23 protein-coding genes are annotated in these 20,347 nt (G+C 75.8%); 10 read left to right on the forward strand and 13 right to left on the reverse strand.

Annotated elements, in window-relative coordinates; genetic code table 11:
• Positions 1 to 34: 34 nt before the first annotated feature.
• Positions 35 to 712: a TetR/AcrR family transcriptional regulator gene (locus FN207_RS01695; protein ID WP_142456625.1), complete on the forward strand. Its 678-nt coding sequence runs from the start codon at positions 35 to 37 to the stop codon at positions 710 to 712.
• Here the strand turns inward: FN207_RS01695 and FN207_RS01700 are convergent.
• From FN207_RS01700 to FN207_RS26085, 3 genes are read right to left on the reverse strand one after another with little or no spacing between them, the layout of a single operon-like run.
• Positions 709 to 2,409 carry a DUF885 domain-containing protein gene (locus FN207_RS01700; RefSeq protein WP_142456626.1) on the reverse strand — a complete coding sequence of 567 codons (1,701 nt, stop codon included), beginning with the start codon at positions 2,407 to 2,409 and terminating at the stop codon, positions 709 to 711. The two genes, FN207_RS01695 and FN207_RS01700, sit on opposite strands and share 4 nt — an antisense overlap.
• A complete protein-coding gene (locus tag FN207_RS01705; RefSeq protein WP_142456627.1) occupies positions 2,406 to 2,942 on the reverse strand; it encodes a heme-binding beta-barrel domain-containing protein in 537 nt (178 codons plus the stop codon). The genes FN207_RS01700 and FN207_RS01705 overlap by 4 nt, the downstream gene beginning before the upstream one ends.
• Positions 2,943 to 2,979: 37 nt before the next feature.
• Entirely contained in the window at positions 2,980 to 3,132 is a 153-nt protein-coding gene (locus FN207_RS26085; protein WP_185938101.1) for a hypothetical protein, read from the reverse strand.
• Positions 3,133 to 3,200: 68 nt separating this feature from the next.
• On the opposite strand from FN207_RS26085, the gene FN207_RS01710 reads away from it, so the two are divergent.
• The gene (locus FN207_RS01710) at positions 3,201 to 4,007 is read left to right on the forward strand and encodes a DUF4184 family protein (protein ID WP_185938103.1); all 807 of its coding nucleotides are present in this window, start codon (positions 3,201 to 3,203) and stop codon (positions 4,005 to 4,007) included.
• Here FN207_RS01710 and FN207_RS01715 read toward each other — a convergent pair.
• The 7 genes from FN207_RS01715 to FN207_RS01745 form a co-directional block, all read right to left on the reverse strand.
• Positions 3,940 to 4,692, reverse strand: coding sequence for an SDR family NAD(P)-dependent oxidoreductase (locus FN207_RS01715; RefSeq protein WP_142456629.1), 753 nt, complete (start codon positions 4,690 to 4,692; stop codon positions 3,940 to 3,942). The two genes, FN207_RS01710 and FN207_RS01715, sit on opposite strands and share 68 nt — an antisense overlap.
• A gap of 76 nt (positions 4,693 to 4,768) precedes the next feature.
• Positions 4,769 to 5,062: a DUF1416 domain-containing protein gene (locus FN207_RS01720; protein ID WP_142456630.1), complete on the reverse strand. Its 294-nt coding sequence runs from the start codon at positions 5,060 to 5,062 to the stop codon at positions 4,769 to 4,771.
• A 2-nt stretch (positions 5,063 to 5,064) separates the two neighbouring features.
• Positions 5,065 to 5,898: a sulfurtransferase gene (locus FN207_RS01725; protein WP_142456631.1), complete on the reverse strand. Its 834-nt coding sequence runs from the start codon at positions 5,896 to 5,898 to the stop codon at positions 5,065 to 5,067.
• A gap of 34 nt (positions 5,899 to 5,932) precedes the next feature.
• A complete protein-coding gene (locus tag FN207_RS01730; RefSeq protein ID WP_142456632.1) occupies positions 5,933 to 6,370 on the reverse strand; it encodes a DUF4395 domain-containing protein in 438 nt (145 codons plus the stop codon).
• Between the two features lie 146 nt (positions 6,371 to 6,516).
• A complete protein-coding gene (locus FN207_RS01735) occupies positions 6,517 to 6,960 on the reverse strand; it encodes a thioredoxin family protein (RefSeq protein ID WP_142456633.1) in 444 nt (147 codons plus the stop codon).
• 44 nt (positions 6,961 to 7,004) lie between these two features.
• On the reverse strand, positions 7,005 to 7,694 hold the full coding sequence (locus tag FN207_RS01740) for an LmeA family phospholipid-binding protein (RefSeq protein ID WP_142456634.1): 690 nt from the start codon (positions 7,692 to 7,694) through the stop codon (positions 7,005 to 7,007).
• Positions 7,695 to 7,698: 4 nt separating this feature from the next.
• Complete coding sequence (locus FN207_RS01745; RefSeq protein WP_142456635.1) at positions 7,699 to 8,526, reverse strand: hypothetical protein; 828 nt, start codon at positions 8,524 to 8,526, stop codon at positions 7,699 to 7,701.
• A 241-nt stretch (positions 8,527 to 8,767) separates the two neighbouring features.
• Here FN207_RS01745 and FN207_RS01750 point away from each other — a divergent pair, with 241 nt between their 5' ends.
• The 6 genes from FN207_RS01750 (at position 8,768) to pstB (ending at position 14,764) form a co-directional block, all read left to right on the forward strand.
• Positions 8,768 to 9,538 carry a winged helix-turn-helix transcriptional regulator gene (locus tag FN207_RS01750; protein WP_142456636.1) on the forward strand — a complete coding sequence of 257 codons (771 nt, stop codon included), beginning with the start codon at positions 8,768 to 8,770 and terminating at the stop codon, positions 9,536 to 9,538.
• Positions 9,535 to 10,473: a mycothiol synthase gene (mshD, locus tag FN207_RS01755; RefSeq protein ID WP_142457195.1), complete on the forward strand. Its 939-nt coding sequence runs from the start codon at positions 9,535 to 9,537 to the stop codon at positions 10,471 to 10,473. Before FN207_RS01750 ends, mshD begins: the two co-directional genes overlap by 4 nt.
• A gap of 233 nt (positions 10,474 to 10,706) precedes the next feature.
• The gene (gene pstS / locus FN207_RS01760) at positions 10,707 to 11,822 is read left to right on the forward strand and encodes a phosphate ABC transporter substrate-binding protein PstS (RefSeq protein WP_142456637.1); all 1,116 of its coding nucleotides are present in this window, start codon (positions 10,707 to 10,709) and stop codon (positions 11,820 to 11,822) included.
• Positions 11,823 to 11,926: 104 nt separating this feature from the next.
• Entirely contained in the window at positions 11,927 to 12,880 is a 954-nt protein-coding gene (gene pstC, locus FN207_RS01765; RefSeq protein WP_142456638.1) for a phosphate ABC transporter permease subunit PstC, read from the forward strand.
• Entirely contained in the window at positions 12,880 to 13,959 is a 1,080-nt protein-coding gene (gene pstA / locus FN207_RS01770; RefSeq protein ID WP_142456639.1) for a phosphate ABC transporter permease PstA, read from the forward strand. The genes pstC and pstA overlap by 1 nt, the downstream gene beginning before the upstream one ends.
• Positions 13,960 to 13,984: 25 nt before the next feature.
• A complete protein-coding gene (gene pstB, locus FN207_RS01775; RefSeq protein WP_110905843.1) occupies positions 13,985 to 14,764 on the forward strand; it encodes a phosphate ABC transporter ATP-binding protein PstB in 780 nt (259 codons plus the stop codon).
• Positions 14,765 to 14,874: 110 nt separating this feature from the next.
• On the opposite strand, the gene FN207_RS01780 is transcribed toward pstB, so the two are convergent.
• Entirely contained in the window at positions 14,875 to 17,070 is a 2,196-nt protein-coding gene (locus FN207_RS01780) for an LCP family protein (protein ID WP_142456640.1), read from the reverse strand.
• Positions 17,071 to 17,286: 216 nt separating this feature from the next.
• Here FN207_RS01780 and FN207_RS01785 point away from each other — a divergent pair, with 216 nt between their 5' ends.
• Positions 17,287 to 18,540: a coiled-coil domain-containing protein gene (locus FN207_RS01785; RefSeq protein WP_142456641.1), complete on the forward strand. Its 1,254-nt coding sequence runs from the start codon at positions 17,287 to 17,289 to the stop codon at positions 18,538 to 18,540.
• Positions 18,541 to 18,561: 21 nt separating this feature from the next.
• Here FN207_RS01785 and FN207_RS01790 read toward each other — a convergent pair whose 3' ends face one another.
• Together FN207_RS01790 and FN207_RS01795 are read right to left on the reverse strand one after the other, a co-directional pair.
• Complete coding sequence (locus FN207_RS01790; protein ID WP_142456642.1) at positions 18,562 to 18,993, reverse strand: DUF2795 domain-containing protein; 432 nt, start codon at positions 18,991 to 18,993, stop codon at positions 18,562 to 18,564.
• An 8-nt stretch (positions 18,994 to 19,001) separates the two neighbouring features.
• On the reverse strand, positions 19,002 to 19,211 hold the full coding sequence (locus FN207_RS01795) for a hypervirulence associated TUDOR domain-containing protein (protein WP_142456643.1): 210 nt from the start codon (positions 19,209 to 19,211) through the stop codon (positions 19,002 to 19,004).
• Positions 19,212 to 19,536: 325 nt separating this feature from the next.
• On the opposite strand from FN207_RS01795, the gene FN207_RS01800 reads away from it, so the two are divergent.
• Positions 19,537 to 20,346, forward strand: coding sequence for a siderophore-interacting protein (locus FN207_RS01800; RefSeq protein ID WP_246065681.1), 810 nt, complete (start codon positions 19,537 to 19,539; stop codon positions 20,344 to 20,346).
• Position 20,347: the final 1 nt, after the last annotated feature.

Consider the following 20,347-nt stretch of genomic DNA (forward strand, 5'->3'; position numbering starts at 1 on the left):
GCGGACACTGCTCGCAGTGGCCCATCATCGGGACGTGCCCACCGCCCGCGAGCGCGTCCGCGCCGAGCTGACCGCCGAGATCACCGCGGCCGCGCGCCGCCAGCTCGCCGAGGTCGGCGCGGCCGCGCTGTCGCTGCGGGCGGTGGCCCGCGAGGTGGGCATGGCGTCGTCGGCGGTCTACCGCTACTTCCCCAGCCGCGACGACCTGCTGACCCGGCTGATCATCGACGGCTACGACGCCCTCGGTGAGGCGGCCGAGGCCGCCGACGACCCGGCGGCACCGCCGGAGCAGCGCTGGTCGGCCGTCTGCGGCGCCGTGCGCGACTGGGCGCTGGCCCACCCGCACGAGTACGCGCTGCTCTACGGCTCCCCCGTGCCCGGGTACTCCGCGCCGCAGGACACCGTCCCGGCCGCGTCGCGGGTCGGGATCGTCCTCGGCCGGATCCTGGGCGACGCCGCCCGCGCCGGGCGGCTGTCCGGCGGGGGCGTCCGCGTGCCCGGCCTGCTCGGGGACGCCGCCGTCGAGGTCCTCGGGCAGGACGCCCCGGGCATCGACGACGCCGTCCGGGTGCGCGCCCTGCTGGCCTGGAGCTCGCTGTTCGGCACGGTGAGCTTCGAGCTGTTCGGCCACCTCGTCGGGTCGGTGGAGGACGCCGACGCCTACTTCGCCCGCGCGGTGGCCGAGCTCGGCGCGCTGATCGGCCTGGACTAGAGCTGCGCCAGCTCCGCCTCGAGGTCGTCGAGGCCGAGCGAGCCCTGCGACAGCGCGGCCATGTGCCAGGCCTTGAGGTCGAAGTCGGCGCCGCGGGCGCGCTGCGCGGCCGCGCGGCCGGCCAGCCAGGCGCGCTCCCCGAGCTTGTAGCTGATCGCCTGGCCGGGCAGGCCGAGGTAGCGGATCAGCTCGCTGTCGAGGAACGCCGGGTCGCTGCCGAGGTGCTCGCCGGCGAAGGCCCGCGCGAGCTCCGGCGTCCACGGCCGGCCGCGGGAGCCGGCGAGCACGCCCTCGGCGTCGTCGGGGACCGGCAGCCGCAGGTGCATGCCGATGTCGATGACCACCCGGATCGCGCGCAGCTGCTGGGCGTCGAGGTAGCCCATCCGGGCGCCGGGCTCGGTGAGGTGCCCGAGCTCGTCCATCAGCCGCTCGGCGTAGAGCGCCCAGCCCTCGACGTTGGCGCTCACCGAGCCCAGCGACGTCTGGTAGGTCGACAGGTCGCGGCTGACGTAGGCCCACTGGGCCAGCTGCAGGTGGTGGCCCGGGACGCCCTCGTGGTACCAGATCGAGACCAGGTCCCACAGCGGGAAGCGCTCGCGGCCCAGCGTGGGCAGCCAGGTGCGGCCCGGGCGGGAGAAGTCCTGCGCGGGGCGGGTGTAGTACGGCGCCGCCGCGCTGCCGGGCGGCGCGATCATCGCCTCGACGTGGCGCACCGGCTCGGCGAGGTCGAAGTGCGTGCCGTCCAGCGCGGTGATCGCCTCGTCCATCATCGCCTGCAGCCGCTGCCGGACGGTCTCCACGCCGTCGACCGCGGGGCCGTGCTCGTCGAGCCAGCGCATCGCCTCGACCGGGGTGGCGCCCGGCCGCAGCGCCTCGGCCTCGGCCCGCTGCTCGGCGAGGATCCGCCGGTACTCCGACCAGCCCCAGGCGTAGGCCTCCTCCAGGCCCTGCCCGGCGCCGAGGTCCGAGCCGTTCCAGCGCCGCGCGGCGATGGCGTAGCGGTCCCGGCCGACGGCGTCCGGCGTCCCCTCGGCCCGCGGCAGGTACTCGTCGCGCAGGAAGTCGCGCACCTCGGCCACCGCGGCGTCGGCGTCCCGCGCGGCGGCGTCGAGCTCGCCGCGCACGGCGTCGGGCCCGGAGCCGGCCAGGCCGCCGAAGAAGGGCCCGCGCAGCCACTCGTCGAGCTGGCCGACGACCGTGGACACCTGCCGCGGCGCCACGAGCAGCCCGCGCCGGGCGCCCTCGCGCAGCGTCTCCACGTAGCCGCGGTAGGCCTCGGGCACCCGGGCCATCCGGCGGGCGACGACGCCCCAGTCGTCCTCGGTCGCCGTGGGCATGAGCAGGAAGACCTGGCGGATCGAGTGCACGGGGCTGAACAGGTTCGACAGCGCCCGGAAGCCCTCGCCGGCCTCGTGCGCGGCCTCCTCGGCACCGAGCCGCTCGCGCAGCAGGCGGGCGCAGCGGCGCTCGATCGGGTCGTCGTCCAGCGACGGGTCGGTGACGAGGACCGCGTCGAGCTCGGCGAGCGTGCGGCGGGTCAGCTCCGCCTCCGCCTCCAGGCCGGCCGGGCTGGGGTCGGGCAGCCGGTCGTCGCCGGGGCGGGTGCCCAGCGACGTCGCGACGATCGGGTCGAGCTCGCAGACGGCGTCGACGTAGCGGTCGGCCACCTGCCTCGGCGTGCCCACCGGACCGCTCACCGCAGCCGCTCCAGGCGCGCCGACATGGTGGGCCGCAGCGGCGTGTCCGCGCCGGCGCGGTCGATGGCGTACATGAGCGCCCCCTCGACGATGCCGTACAGCCGCACGGCGCGGGTGGTCTCCGGCGCATCGGGGGTCCGGGCGACGACGTCGCTGGTCAGCTCCCAGCTCGTCGTGGTGCGGGCCGTCCCGACGTAGAGCTCGAGCAGGCCGTCGGCGCCGGCGACCAGCAGCTCCACCTCGTCCTCGCCGCGGGGCCGCCAGAAGCCGGACTCGCGCAGCGCGGGGCCCTCGGGCCGGCCGTCGTCGCCGATCAGCCAGGTGCGCGACTCGTAGGCGAGGAAGTCGCGGCCGTCGTGCGCGAAGCGCACCCACTGGCCGAAGCGCCGGTCACCGGCGCCCTCGCCGGCGAGCACGCCCTCGCCGTGCCACTCGCCCAGCAGGGGCAGCACCGACAGCAGGCCGTGCGCCACCTCGGGGCCCTCGCGGACGTCGACGGTGTCGACGACGGGCAGGTCGGTCGGGCCGGTCACCGGCCGGCGTCCGAGGCAGACATGCCCGTCACGGTAGTCAGCGCCCGCGGGCGGCGCGTCCGGGTGTCGACGGCGGCACGCGCGGGGGCTCGCGCCGGGCGCGGGGGCGGCGGGCCAGCCGGCGGACGGCGACCCCGCACGCGGCCGCCATCAGCAGGGCGAGCGCGACGAGGACCCAGGCGGCGACCACGACGCCACGGTAGGCAGCCCGCCCGGCGGTGCGCGGGTGGACCCGCCGGGCCGGGGAGGATGAGCGCCGTGCCGTTCACGGGAAGCCACCCCGCGGCCGTGCTGCCGCTGCTGCGCACGGGCCTGCCGGCCTCGGCACTGGTCGCCGGGTCCACGGCTCCCGACCTGCCCTTCTACCTGCCGGTCGACCTCGGCGTGCCGACCCACACCGCGCTGGCCGTCGTCACCACCGACGTCCTGCTCGGCGGCGCGCTCTGGGCGCTGTGGCACGGGCTGCTATCCCGTCCGGCGCTGGCCTGGGCACCGGGGTCGGTGACCGCCCGGTTGCCCGCCGCGGCGGCGCCCGGGCTGGGCCGGCGGCTGCGCACACCCGCGCAGGGCGTCCGGCTGGTCACCGCCCTGGCCGCGGGCGCCGCCACCCACGTGCTGTGGGACGAGTTCACCCACCCCGGCCGCTGGGGCGCCGAGAACGTGCCGGCGCTCTCCGCCACCTGGGCCGGGGAGGCCGGCTACTCCTGGGCGCAGGACCTCAGCGGCGTGGTCGGAGCCCTGGTCCTGGCCGGCTGGCTGGCCCGCTGGTGGCGGCGCACTCCGGCGGCGCCGTCGGCGGGGTCGCGGCCGGGCTGGTGGCTGCCGTGGACGGCCCTCGCGGGAACCGCCGCCGTCGCGGGTGCGGTCGCGGCCACGGGCGCGCCGGACGTGCGGTCCGGAGCCGTGGCGGCCGCCTTCGCCGGCGGCGGCGCCGCCCTGGGGACCGCGGTCCTGCTGGCGCTGGCGGAGACGGTGCGCGCGGGGACCCGGCAGCGGGTCACGCCTCCTCGGGGTCCGCTCCCCGGACGGCGCGGCCGCCGTCGACCGGCAGCACCGCCCCCGTGACGAAGCCGGCCGCGTCCGAGAGCAGGAAGGCCACGACGTCGGCCACCTCCTCCGGCGTCCCGACGCGCCCGAGCGGGTGCAGGGCGACCATCTGCGCCTCGGTGCGGGCGGCCTGCTCCGGTCCCTGGCCGGCGAGCAGTGCCCGGTAGCGGGCGGTGTCGACCGACCCGAGCGCGACCGCGTTGACCCGGGTCCCCGACGGGCCGGCGTCGACCGCCAGCGCCCGGGTCAGGCCCTCGACGGCGGCCTTCGCGGTCGCGTAGGGCAGCGCGCCGCGCACCGGCCGCTGCGCCTGGTGGCTGGACACGTTGACGACGGCCCCGGCCGTGCCCGCGCGGGCGAACCGGCGGAGGGCGGTCGAGCACCCGGTCACCACCGGCGCGAGGTTGGCGACGACGAGGTCCAGGACCGCGCCGGCCGGGTCGCGGCCGAGCACGGCGTCCCGGAACACCGCCGCGTTGTTCACCCAGCCGGCCAGCGGACCGGCCGCCTCGGCCCGGTCGGCGGCCTCCTCGGCCACCGCCTCGTCGGCCGCGTCGCCCGTCACGGACACGAGCCCGGCCGCGGGCCGCTCCGGCGGGTCCCGGTCGAGCACGACGACGGTCGCGCCGTCGCCCAGCAGCCGGGCCGCGACCGCCCGCCCGATGCCGCGCGCGCCGCCGGTCACCACGTACGACCCGCCCACGGCGCCATCCTGGCCCCGGGCGAACGACAGCGCCCCTCCCGGCCGGAGCCGGGAGGGGCGCTGCGGTGTCCTGCGGTCAGTCCAGGACGACGGTGGTCTCGGTCAGGCCGACCTCGGCGTCGACGAGGCGCTCACCGCGGCCGACGGGGGCCAGCGACCGCAGCTTCCACTTCCCGGGGGCGGCGAAGAAGCGGAACTCGCCCTCCGGGCTGGTCACCACCTCGGCGGTGAACTCGTCGGTGGAATCGAGCAGCCGGACGTACGCGCCGGCCACCGGGGCGCCGTCGTGCCAGACCTGACCCTGGATGACCGTCTGGGTGCTCAGGTCGATGCCGGCGAGGGCACCGCCCTGCTTGGGGGCTCCGCACATGCTCAGGCGCCCTTCTCGATCGGGACGCCGACCAGCGAGCCGTACTCGGTCCAGGAGCCGTCGTAGTTCTTGACGTTCTCGTGGCCGAGCAACTCGCGCAGGACGAACCAGGTGTGGCTCGAGCGCTCGCCGATGCGGCAGTAGGCGATGGTGTCCTTGGACTCGTCGAGGCCGGCGTCGGCGTAGAGCGCGCGCAGCTCGTCGTCGCTCTTGAAGGTGCCGTCCTCGTTGGCCGCCTTGCTCCACGGCACGTTCACCGCGGTCGGGATGTGGCCGGGGCGCTGCGCGCCCTCCTGCGGCAGGTGGGCCGGGGCGACGAGCTTGCCGGCGAACTCGTCGGGCGAGCGCACGTCGACGAGGTTCTGCTGGCCGATCGAGGCGACGACCTCGTCGCGGAAGGCGCGGATGGAGGTGTCGGCGTCCTTGGCCTGGTACTGCGTGGCCGGGCGCTCGACGGTGTCCGGCGAGAGCGGACGGCTGTCGAGCTCCCACTTCTTGCGACCGCCGTCGAGGAGCTTGACCTGGTCGTGGCCGTAGAGCTTGAAGTACCAGTAGGCGTAGGCGGCGAACCAGTTGTTGTTGCCGCCGTAGAGGACGACGGTGTCGTCGTTGCCGATGCCCTTGGCCGACAGCAGCTCCTGGAACTGCTCCTTGCTGACGAAGTCGCGGCGCAGCGGGTCCTGCAGGTCGAGCTTCCAGTCGAGCTTGACCGCGCCCTCGATGTGGCCCTTGTCGTAGGCGCTGGTGTCCTCGTCGACCTCGACGAAGACGATGCCGGGCTGGCCGATGTGCTCCTGGGCCCAGTCGGCGGTGACGAGCACGTCGTTGCGGCTCATGGGAGGTTCCTCCGTGTGGTGGGTGTACGGACGATCAGGCGGTGCGGACGGGGCGGACCCGCCGGACGGTGAGGTACAGCTCGCAGCCGAGGCAGAAGCCGGTGGCCGCGTTGAGCAGGGCCGCGACGAGGGCGAGGCCCGTGGCGACGGCGCCGAGCACCGGCACCCCGAGCAGGTACCCCGCCACGCCGACGCCGGCGAAGACGAGCCCGACGAACTGGGCGAAGCGCACCGGCGCCTCGGGCTCGCGCTCCCGGGCCGGCCCCAGCCGCGGGGCGACCAGGGTGCGGAACAGCACCGCGTACGGCGCCGACCGCAGGCCGGCGGCCGCACCGACGGCGAAGACGGCCGCCTGGACGGCGGCCAGCCAGCCGCTCGCGGTCAGCAGGACGACGGCGAGGACGGCACTGGTGACCCACGCGGCGAAGCGCGGGCCGCGCACGTCGACCGTGCGGGCAGGACTCTGCGACATGGATGGGCTCTCCGGACGGCGGTCAGGGCACGTCTGGGCGGAGCGGGGCCGCCCTCAGGAGGCGCGACACAGGCAGCTGCCGACGCGGCACAGGTCGACTGTGCGGCGCGAGGTCAGCAGGGTGCCCACGCGGCGAGGGTAGCCGATCACGACCGGGCCCCCGTGTGGGCGTCGACAACGGCGGTGAGCTCCTCCGGCCGCGGGGCGCCGCTGCTGCGCCCGAGCAGCCGCCCCTCGCGGTCGAGGTAGAACAGCGTCGGCGTGCGCCGGACGTCGAGCTCGCGCACCGCCTCGAGGTGGCTCTCGGCGTCGACGTGGACGTAGGCCAGCCCCGGCCGGGTGGCCTGCAGGTGCTGCAGCCGCGCGCGCGTGGTCCGGCAGGGCCCGCAGAACGCGGTGGAGAACTGGACGACGGTCAGGTCCGCGTCGGCCGGGCGCACGCCCAGGCCCTCGAGCACCGCGGTGGGTCCGCCCACGCCCTCCTCCTCCTGCGCCGTGCGCAGCCGGCCGTCGCGGGTGCGCAGCCACCAGGACGCCGCGGCGGTGAGCACGAGCGCCACGGCGAGCACGGCCAGTCCGGTCCCGCTCATCCCCCGCACCAACCCGACCGTCCCGATGGGCATTCCCGCCCGCGTCAGGTCGCGCGCAGCACCGTGCCGGTGGCCTCGGCGGTCACGTCGACGCCGTCCTCGGCGGGCCGCAGACCGGTGAGCTGCAGGCCGAACGGCAGCTCGACGGGGTAGCGCAGGTCGAGCAGGTCGCTGGCCCGGTCGACGAGGACGTCCGGCACGTCGACGCCGGCCGCCTCCGCGTCCTCGACGTCGACCACGAGGTCCTGGCCGTCGAGGGACACCGTGCCGACGGCGGTGAGCGGCACGTCGCGGCCGAGCACCTCGACCGTGCGGGTCACGCGGAGCCCGTCGCCCTCGCGCGCCAGCGTGGTGTCGCCGCCGAGCTGGGCGGCCAGCAGCGCGTAGGACAGCGTCGCGGTGCCGTCCAGACGGTCGACCGGCACCTCCCGCACCGATCCCGACAGCGCGTCGGACAGCGGCACGTGCGCCCCGCGCAGGCGGACGTCGGCGCGGGTCCCCTCGGGCTGGCCGAGCTCGTCGGCGGTCAGGGAGATGCGGACGTCGTCGTAGGTGCCCGACACGGCCTGGGTCATGAACGGCCACCCGCGGACGTCGACGTCAGGGGTCCCGGCCAGGCCACCCGCGTCGCGCAGCGCCTCGGCCACCCGGTCCTCGGCGACGCCCTCGGCGACCGGGTCGGCCACGAGCGCGAGCACGACGAGCAGCGCCAGGACGACGAGGAGGGCGCGCACCGGCTCAGACGACGGCCAGCGCCAGGAGCACCGGCGCGCAGACGGCCAGCGGCAGGACGGCCTCGACCGCGACACCCCCGGCCACGGCACCCCGGCCCCGCGACTCCCCGAGGACGGAGGAGGCGGCGGTCCCGGCCAGCGCGGCGACCAGGCCGAGCACCAGGCCGGTGGTGGTGCCGGAGACGACGTCGACCAGTTCCCCGGTGCCGCTCTCGAACAGCGCGACGACGACCCCGGCCGCGACGGCGGCCAGCAGCCCCGGCACACCGCGGTCGGACCCCTCGGCGAGGGCCGGCCGCGGCAGGACGGCGTCGACGAGGTGCCCGGCGACCAGCGCGGCGCCGACGACCAGCAGCGGCGAGCCGCCGACGCCGTCCTCGTCCCCCACCACGTCGGGCAGCAGGAGGAGCGCCAGCGCGCAGGCGGCCGCGACCAGCAGCGCGACGCTGGCGAGCGAGCCGACGACGTCGGTGCGCGGCGGCCGGCGCAGCATCTGGTGCAGCACGGCGGCGATCAGCGCGGGACCGAGCACGGCCAGCAGCAGCCCGGGACCGGGCGGGTCGCCGGAGGGGGCGAGCAGGCCGACGGCGAGGTCGGCGCCGACGGCGGCCGCGGCCCCGAGGACGGCGACGCCGACGGCACCCGCCGGTGCGGTCGCGGGCAGCCAGCCGGCCACCAGGACCGCCTGCAGCACCAGGACCGCGGCCAGCCGGCCGTGCTCGCCGACCTGGTCCGGCGCGAGCAGCAGGAGCGCGACGGCGGCTCCCGCGACGACCGCGGCGGCGACGTGCCGCGCCCGGGCGGCGGGCCGGGTGTCCAGCGCCGTGGTCACGCACCCTCCAGGCCGGGACCGCCCGGCAGCCCCGCCGGTGCCGTCGTCTCCCGCTCGTCCCGATCGTCGCAGACACCGCCCACGCGGCGCGCGCAGCGGCCGGTGCTCAGCGGCGTGTCCCGGGGGTCGCGGGATCCGTCACGCAACCGACACCCGGCGGTACGTGGGGTGACGGCAGCACGTCGGTTATCCTGCTGTCTCGGTTCGACAGCGCCGTCGACGCCCTCCCCGAGGAGACGACATGCGACTCGTGCTCATGACCGCGGCGCGTCAGGCCACGACCGAGGTGCTGCCCGCCCTGGGCCTGCTCGGCCACCAGGTGCGCGTCGTGGCCCCCGAACTGTCGAGCCTGCTCGACGGCGACTCCGGCGACGTGGTGCTCGTCGACGCCCGCCACGACCTCATCCAGGCCCGCACGCTGTGCGGCCTGCTGTCCTCCACCGGGGTCGCCTCCGCCCTCGTCGCGGTCCTCTCCGAGGGTGGGCTGGTCGCGCTGTCGGCCGACTGGGGTGTCGACGACGTCCTGCTCGACACCGCCGGGCCGGCCGAGGTCGACGCGCGATTGAAGTGGGCCACCGCCCGCCGGCTGGCCGCGGCCACCCCGGCCGACGGCCCCGACGGCGGCGTCACCCAGGCCGGCGAGCTGGTCATCGACGAGCACAGCTACTCGGCCAAGCTCCGCGGCCGCCCCCTCGACCTCACCTACAAGGAGTTCGAGCTCCTCAAGTACCTCGCCCAGCACCCCGGTCGGGTGTTCTCCCGCGCCCAGCTGCTCCAGGAGATCTGGGGCTACGACTACTTCGGCGGCACGCGCACCGTCGACGTCCACGTGCGCCGGCTGCGCGCCAAGCTCGGCACCGAGCACGAGGCGCTGATCGGCACCGTCCGCAACGTGGGCTACAAGCTCGACCAGCAGGTCGCCGACGCCACCGCCGCGGCCGCCCGCGCCCAGGCCGAGGAGCCGGCCGCCCCCACGGTCGCCGGCGCCCGCGACGCCGCTCCGCTGCTCTGAGCACCGCCGCCGTCTCCGACACCGCGCGGCTCGACCCCGCGCGGACCGCGGCCGTCCTCGCGCTGCTGCGCGCGGCGGCCGCGGCCGACGGCGTGCGCCCGCTGTCGGAGGAGGCCGAGCTGCGGCTGCAGCACGGCGGACCGGCCGGCGGCCACGACGTCCTGGCCACCGACGCCGACGGCGCGGTGACCGGCTACGCCCGCCTCGAGCTCGGCGACGGCACCGGGGACGCCGAGGCCGAGCTCGTCGTCGCGCCCGGCGCCCGGCGGCGCGGGACCGGGCGGGCGCTGCTCACCCGGCTCGAGGAGCTCGCCGGCGACCGCCCGCTGCGGGTGTGGGCGCACGGCGACTCACCGGCCGCCACCGCGCTGGCCACCGGGCGCGGCTACACCCGGGCCCGCGTGCTGCTGCAGATGCGCCGTCCCCTGGGCGACGCCGACCTGACCGGGGGCCCCGCCCTCCCGGAGGGCGTGTACGTGGCCGCCTTCCGACCCGGCCGCGACGAGGCGGCTTGGCTGCGGCTCAACGCCCGCGCCTTCGCCGCCCACCCCGAGCAGGGCGCGTGGACGCCGGAGGACCTGCGGCTGCGCGAGGCCGAGGCCTGGTTCGACCCGGCCGGCTTCCTGCTCGCCTGGCGCGGGGACCGCGACGCCGGCGGCACGCTGCTCGGCGCGCACTGGACCAAGGTGCACCCGCCGGGCGACGCCGGACCCGACGCCGTCGGCGAGGTCTACGTGCTCGGCATCGACCCCGACGCCCAGGGCCTGGGGCTCGGCAGGGCGCTCACCGTCCGTGGCCTGGCGCACCTGCGCGGCCGCGGGCTCGACGAGGTCCTCCTCTACGTCGAGGAGGACAACACCGCCGCGGTGGCCCTCTACGGGCGCACCGGCTTCACCCGGTACGCCGTCGACGTCTCCTGGCGGCGCACCCCCTGAGCGGGGTGCAAACGCTCCTTCCTCCCGCACACCCGGCACGCTCCGCCACCGGAAACGCGCCGGTTCACCGACTGGACGTGACGGCGTTCTCACCCGGTCGGGAAAGGCTCCGCGGGCGTTCACCGGCCGTTCATCGAGCGACCCGGGACCGGCCACCTGGGCTCCCTACCGTCCCTCTCGTTGGTCCTCCCCTGCCCGGCAACGAGGTCCGGGCTCCTCCGAAAGGCACTGGCTTGAAGCTCAGCACCCGGTCGCGCGCCGTCGTCCTCAGCACGGCGCTCGCCAGCACCCTCACGCTCGCCGCGTGTGGCGCCGCCAACGAGTCCGAGGGCTCCTCGGGCGGCGGCAGCGGCTCGAGCGCCGCTGAGCTCAGCGGCGAGCTCGTGGGCGTCGGCGCCACCAGCCAGCAGTCCGCCATGGAGGCGTGGCAGGCCGGCTTCGAGGGCGAGTACCCCGACGTGCAGTTCAGCTACGCCCCCGAGGGCTCCGGCGCCGGCCGCGAGCAGTTCGTCAACGGCTCCGCCGACTTCGCCGGCTCCGACGCCGCGCTGGACGAGGAGGAGCTGACCGCTGCCGCGGAGCGCTGCGGCGGTGGCGAGGTCTTCGAGCTGCCGAACTACATCTCGCCGATCGCCGTCGCCTTCAACCTCGAGGGTGTCGACGAGCTGAACCTCTCCCCGGCCACGATCGCGGGCATCTTCAGCAACACCATCACGACCTGGAACGACCCGGCGATCGCCGCCGAGAACCCCGACGCGACCCTGCCCGACACCGCGATCACCGCGGTGCACCGCGCCGACGACTCGGGCACCACCGAGAACTTCACCGACTACCTGTTCCAGGCCGCCGGTGACGTGTGGACGTCGGAGCCGGACGGCGAGTGGCCGCTGCCGGGCGGCGAGTCCGCCCAGGGCACCTCCGGCGTGATCGAGGTCGTCACCAACACCCCCGGCGCCATCACCTACGCGGACGCCAGCCGCGCCGGTGAGCTCGGCGTGGCCGCCGTCGCGGTCGGCGGGGAGTTCGTCGCCCCGTCCGCCGAGGCCGCTGCCGCCGTCGTCGAGAACTCCCCGGCCGTCGAGGGCCGCGGCGAGTACGACTTCGCCATCGAGGTGAACCGGCTGACCGAGGAGTCGGGCGAGTACCCGATCGTCCTGGTCAGCTACCACATCGGCTGCATCGAGTACGACGACCAGGCGAAGGCCGACAACGTCAAGGCCTTCATGTCCTACGTGATCAGCGAGGACGGCCAGGCCACGGCCTCCGAGAACGCCGGCAACGCCGAGATCTCCGACACCCTGCGCGAGCAGGCCCAGGGCGCCGTCGACGCCATCACCGCCGCCGCCTGACGACGGCTCACCGCGATGGCCCGGGACGTCGACCGACGTCCCGGGCCTTCGCCCCGCCCGGACCCGGGCACCGGAACCCCACGAACGACCCCCACGGAGCAGCGGTGACCGCCACGAAGGCCCCGATCGAACCACCGTCGCAGCAGCGCACCGTCCGCAGGCCGGGCGACCGGCTGTTCTCCGGCGCTGCCAAGGGCTCCGGCATCTTCATCCTGCTGGTCCTGGCCGGCGTCGCCGCCTTCCTGATCAGCGAGGCGCTGCCCGCGCTCACCGCGCCGTCGGAGGAGATCCCCGGCGGCGAGGGCCTGGCCAGCTACGTCGGCCCGCTCATCCTCGGCACGCTGCTCGGTGCCGTGATCGCGCTGCTCGTCGCCACGCCGCTCGCCGTCGGCATCGCGCTCTACGTCACGTACTACGCCCCCCGGCGCATCGCCGCCGGCATGGGCTACGTGATCGACCTGCTCGCGGCGATCCCCAGCGTCGTCTACGGCTTCTGGGGGATCGCCGTCCTCGCGCCGCAGCTGGTGCCCTTCCACCAGTGGCTCACCGACACGCTCGGTTTCCTCCCCTTCTTCGCCGGCCCGGCCTCCACCAGCGGCCGCACGATGCTCACCGTCGGGATCGTGCTCGGGGTGATGATCCTGCCGATCATCTCGGCCATCTCGCGGGAGGTGTTCAGCCAGGCGCCGGCGCTGCACCGCGAGGCGGCGCTGGCCCTGGGCGCCACCCGCTGGGAGATGATCCGGATGGCCGTGCTGCCCTACGGCAAGTCCGGCGTCATCGCCGGCGCGATGCTCGGCCTGGGCCGCGCGCTCGGCGAGACGATGGCCGTGGCGATCATCCTCTCCGGTGGTGCCGGCGCGACGCTGAACGTCATCAGCAACTCGAACCCCTCGACGATCGCGTCGAACATCGCCCTGTCGTTCCCCGAGGCGACCGGGCTCGACGTCAACACCCTGATCGCCAGCGGCCTGGCCCTGTTCCTCATCACCCTCGTGGTCAACATGCTCGCCCGCTGGATCGTGAACCGGCGCGCCGACTTCTCCGGAGCCAACTGATGAGCATCGACACCCAGTCCGCGCCGCAGCCGACCCGGCACGCCGCCGGGCCCGTCCGGACTCGGCGCCGGCTCCCCCGGTTCGCTCCGCTCGGCGTCTACCTGGCCGGCATCGCCGCGGGAGCCGCCCTGTCGGCCCTCACCGGCTTCAGCGTCGTGACGACCGTGGTCTACGGCGTCGTGCTCGGGACGCTGGCCGTCTACGTCGTCTCGCGCTCGGTCGAGGGCCAGCGCAAGGCGACCGACCGGCTGGTCACCTCGCTGGTCACCACGGCGTTCGCGATCGCGATGGTCCCGCTGGTCTCGCTGGTCTACACCGTGCTCGACAACGGCCTCCCCCGCTTCGACGCCGCCTTCTTCACCAACTCGATGTACCGGGTCGTGGGCGAGGGCGGCGGTGCCTACCACGCGATCCTCGGCACGGTGATCATCACGGCGCTGGCCACGGTCATCTCGGTGCCGATCGGCCTGCTGACCGCCATCTACCTCGTCGAGTACGGCACCGGCCGGCTCAAGCGGGCGATCACCTTCTTCGTCGACGTCATGACCGGCATCCCGTCGATCGTGGCCGGCCTGTTCTCCTTCGCGCTGTTCACCCTGGTCTTCGGCAACTCCGTGCGACTCGGGGTCATGGGCGCCGTCGCCCTCTCGGTGCTGATGATCCCGGTGGTCGTGCGGTCCTGCGAGGAGGTCCTCAAGCTCGTCCCCAACGAGCTGCGGGAGGCCAGCTACGCCCTCGGGGTGCCCAAGTGGCGCACCGTCGTCAAGGTCGTCCTGCCCACGGCGGTCGCCGGCCTGGGCACCGGCATCACGCTGGCCGTGGCCCGCGTGGTGGGCGAGACCGCACCGCTCCTGGTGACCGTCGGCCTGATCACCGGCACGAACCTCAACCCGTTCGACGGGCGCATGGCGACGCTGCCCGTCTTCGCCTACTTCCAGCTGACCCAGCCGGGCACGGCCACCCAGGCGTTCCTGGACCGGGCCTGGACGGCAGCCCTGGTGCTCATCATCCTGGTCATGGTCCTCAACGTGGTGGCCCGCCTGATCAGCCGCTTCTTCGCCCCCAAGACCGGTCGCTGACCGACAGATCCGGAGGGATCCGCACGTGGCCAAGCGCATCGAGGTCTCCGACCTCAACATCTACTACGGCAACTTCCTGGCCGTGGAGGGCGTCAACGTCTCCATCGAGCCGCGCAGCATCACCGCGCTGATCGGGCCGTCGGGCTGCGGGAAGTCGACGTTCCTGCGCTCGCTCAACCGCATGCACGAGGTCATCCCCGGCGCCCGCGTCGAGGGGAAGGTCGTCATGGACGGCCAGGACCTCTACGGCGCCGACACCGACCCGGTCGACGTCCGCCGGCAGATCGGCATGGTCTTCCAGCGGCCCAACCCGTTCCCGACGATGTCGATCTACGACAACGTCATCGCGGGGAACCGGCTCAACAACAAGAAGATGAAGAAGTCCGAGACCGACGACCTGGTGGAGCGCGCGCTGCGCGGCGCCAACCTGTGGAACGAGGTCAAGGACCGCCTCGCCCGTCCCGGCTCGGGCCTGTCCGGCGGCCAGCAGCAGCGGCTGTGCATCGCCCGCGCGATCGCCGTCGAGCCCGACGTGCTGCTCATGGACGAGCCCTGCTCGGCCCTGGACCCGATCTCCACGCTGGCCATCGAGGACCTCATGGCCGAGCTCAAGGAGCGGTTCACCATCGTCATCGTCACGCACAACATGCAGCAGGCGGCGCGGGTGAGCACCTCCACCGGCTTCTTCAACCTCAACGGCGTGGGCCAGCCGGGCCGGCTGATCGAGTTCAACCCGACCGAGAAGATCTTCAGCAACCCCGACCAGAAGGCGACCGAGGACTACATCTCCGGCCGCTTCGGCTGAGCCTCACACCGTCCGACAGGGCCGCCGCGGGACTCCCGCGGCGGCCCTCGTCGTGTGTGCACCCAGCGTCGTGCGGCGGGCGGATCGACCGCGCTGCGTGCACACGCGGGTCAGTCGCAGCTGACCGGGCCGGCGCTCGTGGGAGGCGTGGCGGCGGGCGTGGACTCCGCGGCCGGCGCCGGCGCGACCGCCGCGGCGGGGGCCGGGGCGGGCACCTGCACCGGCACGACGCCGGTGTAGCCGGGACCCAGGACCAGCTGCACGGTGTCGCCGATGGCGTCGCTGGGCTGCAGGACCGCACCGGGGACGGCGGCCGCCACGGTGCGCGCCTGCTCGACCACCCCGGGACCGTGCCGGACGACGGTCTGGTTCACCGTGCCGCGCTCGTTGCCGACCTGCCCCACGGTGAAGCCCTGCTGGCGCAGCAGGTCCCCCACGGTGGAGGCCAGCCCGGCGGTGGCGGTGCCGTTGAGGACGTCGAGGCCCACCGCGGCCGGGGCGACGGTGAGCGGCTGCGCGGCGGGGCTGGCGGGCGCCTGCTCGGCGCCGGTGTCGAGCGCGGGGCTCTCCGCGGCCGGGGACGCGGCCGCCGCGGGGTCCGCGACTGGCTCGGTGGCCGCCGCGGCGACGGGGACGGCCAGCTCGGCGGGCACCGAGCTGTCCTCGATGACGCCGTCGAACAGCGAGCGGGTGGCCGCGCCGTCGAGCAGCACGACGGCCTGGTCGCTGCCGGCCGGCACGTAGCCGACCTGCGCCACCGGCAGGACGGCGTGCTGCACGGCGTCGCCGTCGAGGCTCCCGAGCGCCGAGGCCAGCGTGCGCAGGTCACCGAGCGTCGTCTGCTCGTCGACGGTGAGCGCGTCCGCGGCGCGGGTCAGGAAGCGGGTCAGCTCGTAGGTGTTGGCGAGCGTCCCCACGGTCATGGCCGAGCGCATCGTGGCCGACAGCAGCTGCTCGGTGCGCTCGGCGGCGGCGACCCCGGTGACGTCGGACCCGGCGTCCCCGGGCGCGAGGTAGCGGCTCGCCTCGGCGCCGGTCAGCTCCGAGGTGCCGGCCGGCAGCGGAGCCGCGGACGCGGCGTCGGCCGGGCCGGTGGTGGGCAGGCAGAGGCTCACACCGCCGACGGCGTCGACCATCGCGGGCAGCCGGCCGAGGTCGACGGCGAGGTAGTGGTCGACGCGCAGCCCGGACAGCTGCTGCACCGCGCGCACCATGCACGACGGCCCGCCGGCCAGCAGCGACGACGCGAAGGCCTCGGACACCGGCTCGCGCAGGGAGCCGTCGTCGGCGCGGCAGCCGGGGGTGTCGACCAGCGCGGTCGGCGGCACGCTGACCAGGACGGCGCGGTCCCCGGCGGCGGCCACGTGGACCAGCATCGTGGTCACCGAGGCGGGACCGTCGGTGCCGGGCAGGCCGGTGCCGACGACGAGGTAGGTGGTCGCCCCCTCCTGCAGCTGCGGGGCGATGACCTCCGGGCCCTCGGGGGCGAGCGCGGTGACGCGGGCGATGCTGCGGTCGACGTAGGCGTACAGCCCGGCGTGGTAGCCGACGACGAGGCCGAGCAGCACGCCGAGGACGACGGCGGCGCGGACCAGCCGCCGCCGCCCGGGGCTGCGCGGCGGACGCTCGGCCAGCGGGCGCCGGGTGCTGCCGGCGCCGGACATCGCCGGGCCGTCGAGGCCGGGGATCGGCGGGTGGGCTGGGCGGCCGGGCAGCGGCGGGACGGGACGGGAGTACTGGACGCCGGCGGCCGGGGTGCCCGGCAGCGGCGGGACCGGCCGCGAGTACTGGACGCCGGACGCGGGGATCCCGGGCAGCGGCGGCACCGGACCCGACCGGTGCACGGCCGGCAGCGGCGGCACCGGGCCGGACCGGTGGACGGCCTGCTCGCGGAGCGTCCCGGGCAGCGGCGGGACCGGGCCCGACCGGTGGGCGCCGCCGAGCGGCGGCAGCGGCGGGACCGGGGCGGAGCGCTGGGCACCGGCGGGGGAGCCAGGGACCGGCGGCAGCCCGCGGCGGGGGCCGGCGGGGTCGTCGCTCACGTCCGGCGTGGCGGGCGCGGCCGGGGACCGCCCGGCCGCGGACGCGGCGGGTGACCCCGGCACGGGCGGGAGGGGGCCGCGGTGCGGCGGCAGCGACTCACCGGGCTCGAGGGGGATGGGCACCTCGCCGGTGCGCCGCGCGGCCCGGCGGCCCGTGGCGCCGCCCTGGCGGGCCAGCAACTGCTCGACGGTCACCGGACCGGGCGCATCGCGGTCGCCGCCCCGCTGGTCCCGCCCCCGCTCGTCCCCCACCGGTGTCGACATCCCATCGTCGTGGTCCGCGCCGTGCTGTCCGTGTCACGCTGTCCGTGTCGTTGCGCCCCGCAAGCGGGACAGCACTCAACGATACGGCCGCAAGCCGCCGTCGACCGGTTCCACGCGCCGTGACCCGCCGGGCGGGCGCGTCCCGGAGGCCCCCGTTCGGGCGGGAACCGGCCGTCCGACCAGGCAGGGCGCCAGGTCCGGACGTAGCGTCGGCGCGTGAGGCTCCCGTCGATCCCCGGTCCGTCCGACGTCTTCTCCGCCGTCGACAGCCTGCGCGAGGGGGTCGCCGAGGCGCTCGCCCTCGTGCCCCGGGTCGCCGCGGCGGTGGGTCGGCTCGAGGGGCTGCTGGACCGCGTCGACGCCGTGGTGGACCGTGCGGAGGGTCTGGTCGACCGGGTCGACGACGCGGTGACCGCGCTGGACTCCACCCGCGAGCGGGCCGACGGTCTGGTCGCCGGCGCGGGGTCCACGATCGCGGCGGCCGACCGGGCCATCTCGTCGGTGGGCCAGACCCAGCAGCGGGCCGACGCCGCCATCGGCAACGTCGAGGCCACCCAGCAGCGTGCCGATGCCGCGATCGGCAACGTCGAGGCCACCCAGCAGCGGGCCGACGCCGCGATCGGCAACGTCGAGGCCACCCAGCAGCGGGCCGACGCCGCGATCGGGAACGTCGAGGCCACCCAGCGGGCGGCCGACGCCGCGATCGGCAACGTCGAACGGACGCAGCAGAAGGCCGACGCCGCCATCGGCGCCGTCCAGCAGACCCAGCAGAAAGCCGACGCCGCCATCGGCGCCGTCCAGCAGACCCAGCAGAAAGCCGACGCCGCCATCGGCGCCGTCCAGCAGACCCAGCAGAAAGCCGACGCCGCCATCGGCGCCGTCCAGCAGACCCAGCAGAAAGCCGACGCCGCCATCGGCGCCGTCCAGCAGACCCAGCAGAAAGCCGACGCCGCCATCGGCGCCGTCCAGCAGACCCAGCAGAAAGCCGACGACGCCATCGGCGCCGTCCAGCAGACCCAGCAGAAAGCCGACGACGCGATCACGGCCGTGGACGCCATCACCGGGCGGGCAGGTGGCGCGGTGGCGCGGGCCGAGGGCGCGGTCGGCGGGGCCGAGGCGCTCGTCGGGCGGATCGACCCACTGCTGGCCGGGTACGAGGAGCCGCTGACCCGCCTGGCGCCGTCGGTGCGCCGGCTGGCCGAGACGCTCGAGCCGCACGAGGTCGAGGCGCTGGTCACCCTCGTGGACCGGCTGCCCACCCTGGTGACCCACCTGGACGAGAGCATGCTGCCGGTGCTGGAGTCCCTCGGTGACGTCGGCACCGACGTGCACGACCTGGTCGACACGATGCAGGACATCCGCGAGGTGGTGAAGGGCTTCCCGGGCTCGAAGCTGTTCCGCCGGCGCGGCCGGGAGGAGATCGCCGAGGACGGGGACGACGAGGGGGCCCAGGAGCGCACCGGCTCCTGAGCCCCCTGCGGGTCCTGCCGGTCAGGTCTCGGTCGGGTACCCCAGCGCGCGGGCGACGTCGCCGATCCGCTCGAAGGTCTCGCCCTCGGGCAGCCGCTGGAGCTCCCCGACGACGGCGTCGGGCGCGCGGTGGTCGAGGGCGGCCTCGACGAGGGCGGGCCCGTCGGCGGGGAAGTCGGCGCGGACCAGCCAGCGGGCCAGCTCGGCCCGGGCCACCACGGCGTCCTCGGTCATGCCGACCGGCACACCCCCGATCAGCGTGCTGTTCGGGCTCGTCGCGGTGTCCGGCTCGCCCTCCGCGACCGGCTCGACCTCGCGGAACTCCTCGGACCGCGTGGCGTGGCCGGACTTGAGCATCCCCTGGATCTCGTGCTCGAGTTCCTCGTCGACCCGGGGGCTGTGCTTGTCACTGCGGGAAGACGCTCCGGCGAAGCGGTCGTCCATCTCGCTCATGGTTCCTCCTACTTCCTGTCGAGCGCGGAGGGCTTGTGCACCGCCGTGTTGCCGCTCTTGTCGCTCTTGACCTCGTACTGGGGCTCGTCGGAGCTGGCCTTCACCTTCCGACCGCCCGCCTCCGCCTCCTTCGTGATCTTCTTGGTGACGGTGCCCTCGGCCTTGCTGCCGTGGCTGTTCCAGGTGACGTGGTCACCCTTCGTGAAGTCGTCGGCCATCTGACGGACCTCCGTGGTCGTCGAACGCGGTCATCGAGTCGTGACTCCCCGGTGCCCGGCGCCCGCGGGGCACACACATCGGGCCGCCGGGCGACGCAGATCACCCCCGCGGACCCGCACGTCACCCGCTCGTGCGGTGGCAGGACCGCCGCGCTCACGTAGCGTGGTCACCGACGGGGAGGTCACGGGCGAATCCGCTGCTGAGAGTCGAGCAGCGATGACGCTGAGTGAGACGACCCGTCCTCGATCGCCGGCCCGGTCGACCCCATTCCCCCGGGGTCGGCCGGGTCGGCCCGTCGTCGGCCCGGTCCCTACGCTCGCCGCCGTGACAGAACCCGCGGGCTCCCGCGCCCAGGGGGACGCCCACCTGCCGGGCAGTCCCCGCCCCGTCGACGTGCTCACCGTCGTCTCGGTCTCCGACGTCACGCCGTCCGTGCGCCGCGTCGTGCTGTCGGGGACGCCGGACGCCGTCGCCGCGGCCGGGCCGACGGTCAACCTCCTCGTGCCGCGCGTGGGCGACCCCGACCCGCGCTGGCCCGCGGTGGCGCGGGACGGGCGGATCGTGTGGCCCTCCGGGTCGCACGGCATCAGCCTGCGCAGCTACACCGCCCGCCGCCAGGACCCCGCCCGGGGCGAGGTGGACGTCGACTTCGTGCTGCACGGCGACGGGCCGGCCGCCGCGTGGGCCGGCGCCGCCGCGCCGGGCGCGCTGCTCGGCGTGGCCGGCAGCGGCGCGCTGGGGGACCGCCCGGCCGGCACGCTGCTGCTGGCCGGCGACGAGACGGCGCTGCCGGCGATCAGCCGGATCCTGGCCGCGGCCGACCCGGCCGCGCGCGGCGTCGCCCTGGTCGAGGTGGCCGGGCCCGAGGAGGAGCAGGTCCTCGCCGCGCCGCCGGGGGTGGAGGTGCGCTGGCTGCACCGCGGGGACACGGCTCCGGGCGAGAGCACGCTGCTCGCCGACGCGGTCGCGGCGCTCGAGCGGCCGGCCGGGGACGACGTCTTCGCCTGGGTGGCCGCCGAGTCGGCCGCGGTCCGGGCGGTGCGCGCCGACCTGCGCGGCCGCTGGGGCCTCTCGCGCGCCCAGCACCACGCGATCGGCTACTGGCGGCGCGGCCGCGCCATGGCGCCCGCCTGAG

Source organism: Geodermatophilus aquaeductus (assembly GCF_900182545.1).
Classification (GTDB): Bacteria; Actinomycetota; Actinomycetes; order Mycobacteriales; family Geodermatophilaceae; genus Geodermatophilus; species Geodermatophilus aquaeductus.